Annotated in this window: 6 protein-coding genes and 1 pseudogene; 1 reads left to right on the forward strand and 6 read right to left on the reverse strand. The window is 48.3% G+C overall.

Features of this window, described 5'->3' with window-relative positions; translation table 11 throughout:
- Nucleotides 1-61: 61 nt before the first annotated feature.
- Nucleotides 62-523 (reverse strand): hypothetical protein, encoded by a 462-nt coding sequence (locus tag ACXAFR_RS24500; protein ID WP_475182081.1) that lies wholly within the window; start codon nt 521-523, stop codon nt 62-64.
- 331 nt (nt 524-854) lie between these two features.
- Entirely contained in the window at nt 855-1,871 is a 1,017-nt protein-coding gene (locus tag ACXAFR_RS24505; protein WP_475182186.1) for a transposase, read from the reverse strand.
- A gap of 110 nt (nt 1,872-1,981) precedes the next feature.
- On the opposite strand from ACXAFR_RS24505, the pseudogene ACXAFR_RS24510 reads away from it, so the two are divergent.
- Nucleotides 1,982-2,401: pseudogene (locus tag ACXAFR_RS24510) on the forward strand (IS30 family transposase); the annotation flags it as partial.
- Nucleotides 2,402-2,545: 144 nt separating this feature from the next.
- Here the strand turns inward: ACXAFR_RS24510 and ACXAFR_RS24515 are convergent.
- From ACXAFR_RS24515 to ACXAFR_RS24530, 4 genes are all read right to left on the reverse strand, one after another.
- Nucleotides 2,546-3,445: an ankyrin repeat domain-containing protein gene (locus ACXAFR_RS24515; protein ID WP_475182083.1), complete on the reverse strand. Its 900-nt coding sequence runs from the start codon at nt 3,443-3,445 to the stop codon at nt 2,546-2,548.
- Between the two features lie 4 nt (nt 3,446-3,449).
- The gene (locus ACXAFR_RS24520; RefSeq protein ID WP_475182086.1) at nt 3,450-6,803 is read right to left on the reverse strand and encodes an eCIS core domain-containing protein; all 3,354 of its coding nucleotides are present in this window, start codon (nt 6,801-6,803) and stop codon (nt 3,450-3,452) included.
- Nucleotides 6,804-7,167: 364 nt separating this feature from the next.
- Complete coding sequence (locus ACXAFR_RS24525; RefSeq protein WP_475182089.1) at nt 7,168-8,589, reverse strand: vanadium-dependent haloperoxidase; 1,422 nt, start codon at nt 8,587-8,589, stop codon at nt 7,168-7,170.
- Nucleotides 8,590-8,709: 120 nt separating this feature from the next.
- Nucleotides 8,710-9,336 carry a hypothetical protein gene (locus ACXAFR_RS24530; protein ID WP_475182092.1) on the reverse strand — a complete coding sequence of 209 codons (627 nt, stop codon included), beginning with the start codon at nt 9,334-9,336 and terminating at the stop codon, nt 8,710-8,712.
- Nucleotides 9,337-9,348: the final 12 nt, after the last annotated feature.

Genomic DNA, 9,348 nt, shown 5'->3' on the forward strand with positions numbered 1-9,348 from the left:
AAACAATGTATTTTTGCATTTTCAAAGTATTCACTAGTTAATATGGTGAACATACTTACCGTTAATACGAATTATCCAGAGCTATCGATACGATGCTAGAAGAGCTATATAATGAAGCTTTTCCAGAATTATCATTCTGCGCCTTCGCCTGAACCTCTCCTTCCTCTTTGGCCTGCACTTCCTCTTCGTCTTGTTTTTCTTGTACTTCCGCCTCTTCTTCCGGAGATGTCATCTTCTGAATCTTTTCCTGGATAAGTTTATCCTTCTCCATTCGAGAATTAGTAGAATCTAGTTTTTTATCTTCAGAGGATGAAACTAGCGAAGCACGCTGGATGGATGAGTCAGCTTTTTGAGCCACTACTTTGGCAGCAACCTGATCCGCTTGTTTTTCGGAAGGGGCGTTGGCCTTATCGATGGTTAATTTAGCCTGAACCGCGGGTCCTGTAGGAGCGCGGCTATTAAAAAAACTGTCGCTCTTGGTTGCTAGATTTCGCGAAGAATGACTCTTTCTGCTTTTTTTCATGCTGGTGCGCATTGCGGAGCCGTCGGGAATAGGAAAATTTCACGATGCTCATCCTCCTGTCTATAGAGTTCCGTACAACGCAGGTAAATCGTTTATAAAACTGACAATCGAGCCACAGAGTTTAAGCCAAACCTAACAATTTTGCACAAATGAACTTCTACGAAATATCGTGACAATACAGTCTGCCTCAACCCCGTGTTTAAAGGAACTACAGTGCAATGTATTTGCATCAAAAAAACAAAAGAGGTGTTTTGACTGTACGCCAAAACTATACGAAGCGAAAGTGACTCATTCGCAGCATTCGTCGCTAGAAAAAAATATGACAGCTGAGTTATCCCGCTTTTTGATAAGCCTCGGCGGAAACCCGGACACCCTTACTCCATCGCCGTCGAAAATTACTGGCATAGCTGCGCATGGCATCGCCAGATCCGGCACATTCACTGTAATTCTTTCCAAATCCACGTACATGCTCCAGCCATCGATCTGGATCTATGCCTAAGCGGTGTATAAGACGACAGGAACGTGCGGAGATGGTACCCCGCTTATCTTCCCGAACACTACGACCGGTGGAATCCACTAAATCAAAATAGTCTTCTCGGGTAAATGGTAAGGCTCGATGAATGGAATGATGACTACTACCACCAAACGCCATTAACGGCGCCTCTGGCAAATCATCTAACTTCAATTGTGTTTTAATCATCTGCTGCTGATGGGATTTTTGCAACAGCTTGTTGTCGGTAGAATTTCGGCTGCGCTTGCGCTTAGCATAATCCTGCAAGCGCGATTGAATAGACGTAAAATCACTTTCCACCAGGTCTTCCACCATGGCGGCACGCACCAGATTCAGATCGACATACGCCATACAGGTTAACAACGCACCTTCATCCAATAGCGCCTGGGATTTAAACCGCCCTTCCCAGAAACGCCCTTTACAGCCATCCTCTTCATTCGCCATACGGGCAATGGTTTCGTTGACGCCACGCATAAACCAACTGATGGAACACAAACGCTCCCGCCACTCACCAATCACCAGTTCGGCTCGCTTAAGCTCTGCAGGGCTTAGCAACGCCCGCTCACTCCACCAGCGCTGCATCAGCAGATCACCTTTGTACAGCTGCATCCAGCGCTCAACCACCTCTTCATCCGACCACCCCTGAGCCCTCTCCTCGTCCACATGCAGCACCACATGATAATGGTTGCTCATTACGGCATAGGCACAGATATCAATCGCATATACATAGGAAAGAAAACGTAGCCGCGAGACCAGCCACTGCTTTCTGTGATCGAAATTATCACCCGTCTCCTTATCCACACCGCATAAATACGCACGTCGCACACAGCGCACCATGCAGTGATAGAAGGAAGTATCGGCGAGAGAGACTTGTTCGTTACGGGCTTTTGTCATGACATGGGAATTTACACGAACCGCGAAAGGAAGTCAAATATATGGGTGTCCTATTAATTATCCTGACCGAGCGCCGTACTCGTTTCACCCTCATTCAGAGGGTAGAGCGAAAAACGGCCTAGTGCGTCACGCAAGCTATCATCAACTTGCTTTCGCCATACAGTGACTCTGTTATCACAATGACGTCTGACAATGGCAAAGAATTCGCCGATCACCAAACAATAGCCAGCCAACTTGATGCTGACTTTTACTTTGCTCACCCCTACGCTTCCTGGGAGCGTGGGCTGAACGAAAATACCAACGGCCTGATACGGCAATACATACCGAAAGGCACCGATCTGAAAACAGTCACTCAACAGGAGATCAATCAGATCATGTACAAACTCAATAATCGACCAAGAAAATGTCTTGGTATGAAAACACCTAATCAGGTATTTTTAGGAATCAATCCATCGGTTGCACTAGTGAGTTGAATCCAAGTCTTATTTTGCTCAATCCAATTCAAAATATAAAGTAACAGGCAGGAAATCAAACATATTTACACCAGGTTTTCATTTCATTGAACAGCTATTATCCAATCGGACTTTTTCCCTCATTTAAAACCCTGAAATATTTTATTATGCGTCATTTTTTAATAATTTTTTCACCTCTTCTTTTTCGGCTAAATCTATCAGATTATTTCCAAATTTATCTTTTACCAGTGTATTGGCTCCATGCCCAATAAGCAGTTTAACCAAATTAACGTAGCCATTTAAAACAGCGATAAAAAGTGGTGTCCAACCATCGGTTTTGCTTTCTATATTTGGGTCAGCGCCTTTAGACAGTAGCACCTTCACAAGATCCTCTAAATTTCGACTTACAGCTGCATGAAGAGGCGTTTCCTGCTCTGCTGAATTGTAATTTACCACCGCTCCAGCTTCTATCAGCAGAAGCGCTATTTCAGGAGAGTACTGATGAATACTGAGTGCAAGTGGTGAAGTATGATTTGGAAAAGTTTGGTTAATATCAACACCCGCATCAATAAGCAGTTGAATTCGCTGCTTCATTGATAATTCGCTATATTCGGAAGTAACAGCAGATAGAGCGTGATGTAGACTATTTAAACCGGAATTGTCCGTTAAATTTACGTCTGCCCCCCCCTGGATAAGTTGGCTTGTAATATCAGGTGAAGTCGGAAGATGAATTGGAGCATAGCCTTTTTTATTCTCGCAGCCATTCACATCAGCACCATGTTCGAGAAGAAGTGTCACGATCTGCAACAATTGGCGATTTACTGCCATATGTAACGAAGAAAAAGCAGCCTTACTCCGCTTTGCATTGACATCAGCCCCACGTTCAATGAGAAGCCTGGCAATAGGAAAAATATCTTTTATATTTCCTGATACAAGTAATTCGTGCAATGGAACCGCACCATTTTTATCACGGATATTTGGGTCGCCACCAGAGTCCAGGTAGGTTTCAACCGCCTTAAATTCACCTTTTACTACGGAATCTAATATTGTTAATCTTTTGCTCATTAAATTAACCCACAGTCGTAATAATAAAGTACCGTCTCGGAGTATGTAGTAGCGAGGGAGTACTCTCTCTTACATTGCCGCTGTCATCACAGTACTTAACTTTTTGATTATACGTTTCATTACCTGCCAGGTTATTGTCTGCCGACAATGGCCAAAGGTTATTTAATACGTCGGGACCACTGAAACCTATATCGAGCACGTGATCTGCTTGAATTCCTGAAAAATTGTATTGATAGTTACGCAACAACGCTCTGAAACGCCCTTGCATTCTTCGGCGCACCGTTCGAGCGAGTTTACGTCTAACTATTTTTCCTGGTGAAGGCAGAAATGCTGGATTTACACCAATACTCACGTACCACACGACCCTACCATTACGCACACCTCGACGTGCAGTTGGGAATGATGACGGTCTCTGAGTAGGAGGTATTTCGATCCGACTATACCTTCCAGACATGGGCGCGCTAATATTTCCTGGAGGTGGCGTATGGCCTCGCCTGAGCCATCGATCCGGTCGCGGGTTCAGCAATATCACAATGGGATGCCCCTTCTTGTACCATCTAATAGGTATTGGATCACTGCGCGTTTTACCCGTTGGCACACCTTCACAATTATTTGTCTTACACGCGTCTGGATCAATTCCATCAAAGGGATCTTTTTGAATATCGGGGCTAGAGCCATTTGACGAAATACCCTGGAATCTTGTTTTTTTCCGCAGGTTACTTCCGTTTGCTTCGCTTGAGATGTTATTTCCGTTCTTGCCACTCTCAAACTTCGCCGCAATCGGTAGCTGCCCAGGCACCGGGGCTGGAGCAGGTCGAGGCCCAGGGAAAGGAATTACCGGCGCTGGGGCAGGTGCCGGGGCCGGAGCTGGTGCCGGAGCTGGTGCCGGGGCTGGTGCCGGAGCTGGTGCCGGAGCTGGTGCCGGAGCTGGTGCCGGGGCTGGTGCCGGAGCTGGTGCCGGGGCTGGTGCCGGGGCTGGTGCCGGGGCTGGTGCCGGAGCTGGTGCCGGGGCTGGTGCCGGAGCTGGTCTTCCCGGTGCGGGCGCTGGAGCTGGCCGAGGTACAGGCTGGGGTTGAGGGGCTGGCCGCCCCGGGGCGGGAGCAGGCACAGTTCGACCAGCCCCCTTGACCAGCTGGACAATCGCAGAAGCCAAACGCGCCAAAAGGGCCATGAGTAAAGCCATTGCGACAACAACACCCATTCCAATCACGTTTGCAGTCATTGTTTTGATGTCTCGTTGTCTCTCCCTACATTCTTGTCTTGCGGAGTAAAGCTGATCGGCCCTCAACTGCGCATCCAGCCCCCATGCAGCAAGAAAGGAAAGTGCTACCCCTTCTCCGAGCGCGGCAGCAGCGCCAACACCCGCTCCTGCGCCTACGACAATACCGGCAGGAATCGCCACACCAAAAAGTGTAGCGCCTCCAAGGCCGCCAATAATTGCCCCTGCGATTATCAAAATGATGGTGATATACCCCATCAACAATCCAACAACATTGTTCAGGGTTCGCCACAGAGCCGTTGGAAACTCAAATAAAAACGAGAAATTAGACCATATATCGTGGAGCGAGCCGATGGGGTCCGCAAAGAAATTCCTCGGCATGTAAAAGCTGTTAACTGTACCAGTCCACTCATTATTCCAGAGATTTATAAATTCCTGGCCAATAGCCCGGAGGGTAGCCGGTGGCCAAAACATGTTGACCACGGTATCCCTTAGCATTTTTAGAATATCCAGATTTTTCCAGGCTTGGCTAATGTAGTACCAAACTCCCTGCAAAACCTCGGTCAACGATGCTGTGTCCCTTTCTACTCCACCCCCGTAGCGCTGTATTCTTTCGCTTACCGAGCTCGAACCAGGATAATTCTCTCGTGATATTTTGTTTCCGAATTCTCTGGCCTTTGGTGGCGCCTCAGAGTTGATTTTGCTGGCTATCCGCACCAACAAAGGCTCGATAAAGCCAAGGGGGTCAGCAGCAATCTTCGCTACAAAGTCATAAATTTCTTTTATCTTTCTGATGGTTGCAATCACCGGAGAAATGGCATAACTCACCACCCTCATCACGAAAGAGCGTACAGAAGCCAAAATATCGCTGACAGTGCTGGTCAATTGCTGCAGCAGGTTTGTCCAGAATGTCGACACCCGGCTCCACAGAGATTTCAATCCATTAAATATCGATCTAGCTCGCTGTTTCATCCAATTAGGCAAAAGATTGAACGCCGTGCGATTAAATAATCCCTCGATAGACGTAATGGTTCTGCCTATGAATCCTGAAACGGTAGTCCATAAGCGGCTGCCGGCTTGCAAAACTCCGGTGATAACCGAATTAATTCCAGCCCAAAGACCACTGGCACCCGCCTTGATCAAGCTCCAGATCGCTCCCACACTCTCCGCATTCAAACTTGAAAATGCGGAAACCAATCGGGAAAAAGGTTCAGTAACAAAATTGACTAGGCTGCTAAATCCTTTATTTATGCTTTCAAAGCAAGTACGCCCGAAGGTTTTGATACTTTCCCACTTCTCGTTAAGCCAATTCTTGCCCGAATTGATCAAGCTTCCGATGCGATCAAAAACCCATTGGCCAGCAGCGCTAATTTGCTCGCCGACCCATTGGGCACCCGCAGAAACCTGGTTTCCTACCCAGCGAGCGCCACTTGCTACCTGCCCACCAACCCATCGCGCTCCATCTGCGACACCCGACGCCGCGCTTGATGCGGTATCGCTCACCCAACTCGCTGCACTGTTTACCCATGCTGGCAGACGTTGAATTTTGGTTTGAGTTGTTGGCACACTCCCAGCAGCGCCCTGCTGCACCGTATGTGTCAATTCATGTGCTAATAAGTGCTTTCCCGATTGCGAGCCCGTGTCATATTTTCCGGCATTAAAATAAATATCCGAACCATGGGTGAACGCCTGTGACCCCAAACCCCTATTCATTTGCACCGCATCACTGCCGGTATGCACCCGCACATTACTAAAATCAGCGCCTATGGTCTGTTCCATATTGCTCCTGGTATCAGCAGGCAAAGGACTGCCACTACCTTTTGAGCCCGTAAGCTGGTTTTCTAAGCTCGTAGTATTGCTTGTTGTATCGGGTTTTGCTTGAATCTTTTCTTCTTTAGCGCACTCCTCGCAGGCACGTTGTAAATTTGGTTCGCCCTCTGGAGCTGCAGCACTTTCAAAGATGGGCTTTTTCTGTAACAGCTCATCGGATTCAACTTTCTGTTCTTGCTCTTGTGAAATGTCTTCAGGCTTCTGCTGCAATGAAGGAAGTGCACTCACCTGAGGTGTTGAGATACATTGTTTCTTTTGAAGGGCTGGTGCACTGGGCTCACTCAGCCTTTGCACCACCCGGTCAGCCATCTGATCCGCTTCCTGCTCGTACCTATCCCCAGGCTGGCCAACTGTCAGCTTGGTTTGTACGATTGAATTACCAGTAAAAAAAGGCTTCTCTGCAGATTCACCGATATGGTTTTGATAGCCAGATGTCTTCTGAAAGAAAGGCTGAGCCTGACTTTTCGTCTGGAGTTGGGAGGCTGTCGCCGTCGTTTTAGCTTTGGCGACTTTCACAGAGAGATACTCTGTTGTTTTTACAGGTTAAACAAAGTCGCTTAATCAACGGCTGTTTTTTCCACTTGTTTTCCGAAAAAGCAAGGGAACACCGTAGATTTATACAGTTTGCGCCCCTTCTAACAGCGCTCGAATTACCATCCATTGGCCTCTCCCGCTAATTATCAGTACAACCTTTAAAAAAGCTGATCGCCCGGCACCAAACCTGGTCAGCAACTTTCTCCCCCAGCTTACACCCCTGTCGTTCGCTCTCCGGGAAATTTACCCCTGCAAATCGCCGCGAACTTCCTGCGCTCTCTGCTGTTGCAATAATAGAGTTCCAACTTAATTCTATCGCTTCAGCGGGAGTGCAATCGGACTCAATCTTTGAGCTTCTGGCTTCGAATTCGATACACGTCTGATAGTCATTTTGGTTGCAAAAACTTTGGATAATTTCTGCAAGCGCCTGGTAAAAAGCGCTATGGGCAGAAGGATATTCCGCATAGGCAGGCGTGCGCAGTAGATAGGGACGCCACCCCTCCCCCTGCATGGTTACCGTGCCGCGACAGGCACCACCCCAGGCGTTGAATTCCTCATCGTCTTTAAGGTGGTGAATTACCGATTCCGGGCGGGCATGATCGTAGAATACCTTGGCATCCCATACCGCAATGGAGGTATCCAGTAGCGCATTACTGAGTGCAAAATACAGCTTGATGACATTGGAGTTGCGAAAATTATTGCTGGCTGCCAATTGCCTACCGATACGGCAACACTGGACAGGAGCCACGGCCCAATAGTTGCTGTTTTGTCCCCCACAGGACTTAAACCAATCATCAAATCGATCTTCGTACATTCCCGCCCAATACTCAGCGGTCAGTTTTTGTTGGTCGGTGAGTTTTGCACTGATGTCGATAATTTTTTCAATATCGTCGTTTAATCCACAGGCATCGTTTCCTGCTGGCGGAGGCGGCCGAAACTGACCGACACAGGTCAGGGCAAAAGGCCGTACCAGCCACCAATCCGGATGGAGAAAGACTTGGGTTCTTTCACCATCGTAGGATTGTGCCTGCCAACGAGCGACATCTTTTGCCCGCTCAGGCTCCGCCGGATTGACCGGCTGGTAACTACCGGTATCGTTGTAGCCATCTCCACTGTAGGGGTCGCTTAAACGGTTGTTGATCACCAACTGAGCACTGAGCTGTCCGACGCCCTGTGGCTGAGTTAGGTCCAGAGAGTGATCACTTGCTCTGCATTCTTTAATCGATGCCAGAATTGCTTTTGGCAGAATGTCGAGTTTTTCGCTAAACGCTTCTGTCGCTAGAACGTCGCCGAATAAAGCTTCCAGGATCGCCCAGGCGGCGCGGCTAAACGCCAGCTCACGATTTTGGGTAGTGAGATCTTCCGGTCGCTGCTGGAGACGATCTCCGGTGGTGGTGCTGATACAGGGTCCATCAATATAGTTGGACCAGGCGTCGTACATGGCAGTGTGTACCATAGCCAGCGCGCGCGCGGCCAGTGTGGGTGGAAGCTGGGCCTGGTGGATGGCGGCGCACGTCAGCCGGTTCCAATGCCAGGCCAGGGGTGGATCATACTCCTCCATGATATCCTCCTCATGTTCCATAATTTAACGGCTTAGAATATTCTGTTAACTTAAAGCCAGCAGACTGCCCTTCTATCAGGGAATATCCGTTATTACTTAATTCCAGGCGCGACTCTCCATCTATTCCAGAACAACAAAATTGGTTTTATGTAACAGTAGAACCAGATAGAGCATCACCGGGTACCAGAAATTATTCAGGGGTCGCTCATTCCCTGCCAGTCGCTCGACCATAGCAGCTACCGGTTTAAATGGGTCTCTGGTATCACCCGAGTTATTACTTGCCGGACTGCAAGGATCGATGCCTTGGTAGTAAATATCTCTGAATTCTTCGAGAGATTTACCACATAATATTTGTAGTCTGCATTGCGGCCCAAAGGTCTGAAAAAAATGCCAACCCGGTGCGTGCAGCCAAGGTTTTTTGAGATCACAGTCGAGCAGAGGGCTTAAATCCGCTTTGCAGTTTGCAGCAGCTCGTGCAAAACCCTCCGGCAAACCCGCCTCTTGCAATGGCTGGAAGAGCTGAGGACCAAATCGCTCCCAGTAGTAGCGGTTGTGTCCCAGCATATCCAGGTACGCCATCCGGAAACCCTCCGCGGTTGAACCCTCTATACCGCTGGTTGCCAGGTAGGTGGCGGTGTCCTTAGTCAGAATTGTCAGTCCTGCTAATAAACTTTCCAGATCAACAGTACTGACCTGCTCGTACATTCGCTTTAAGGGGTTGTCTACCCGTACTAATGCATTTCTCATCGTTAATCCACC

The sequence above is a fragment of the Pseudomaricurvus sp. ABR4_320 genome (assembly GCF_056159445.1).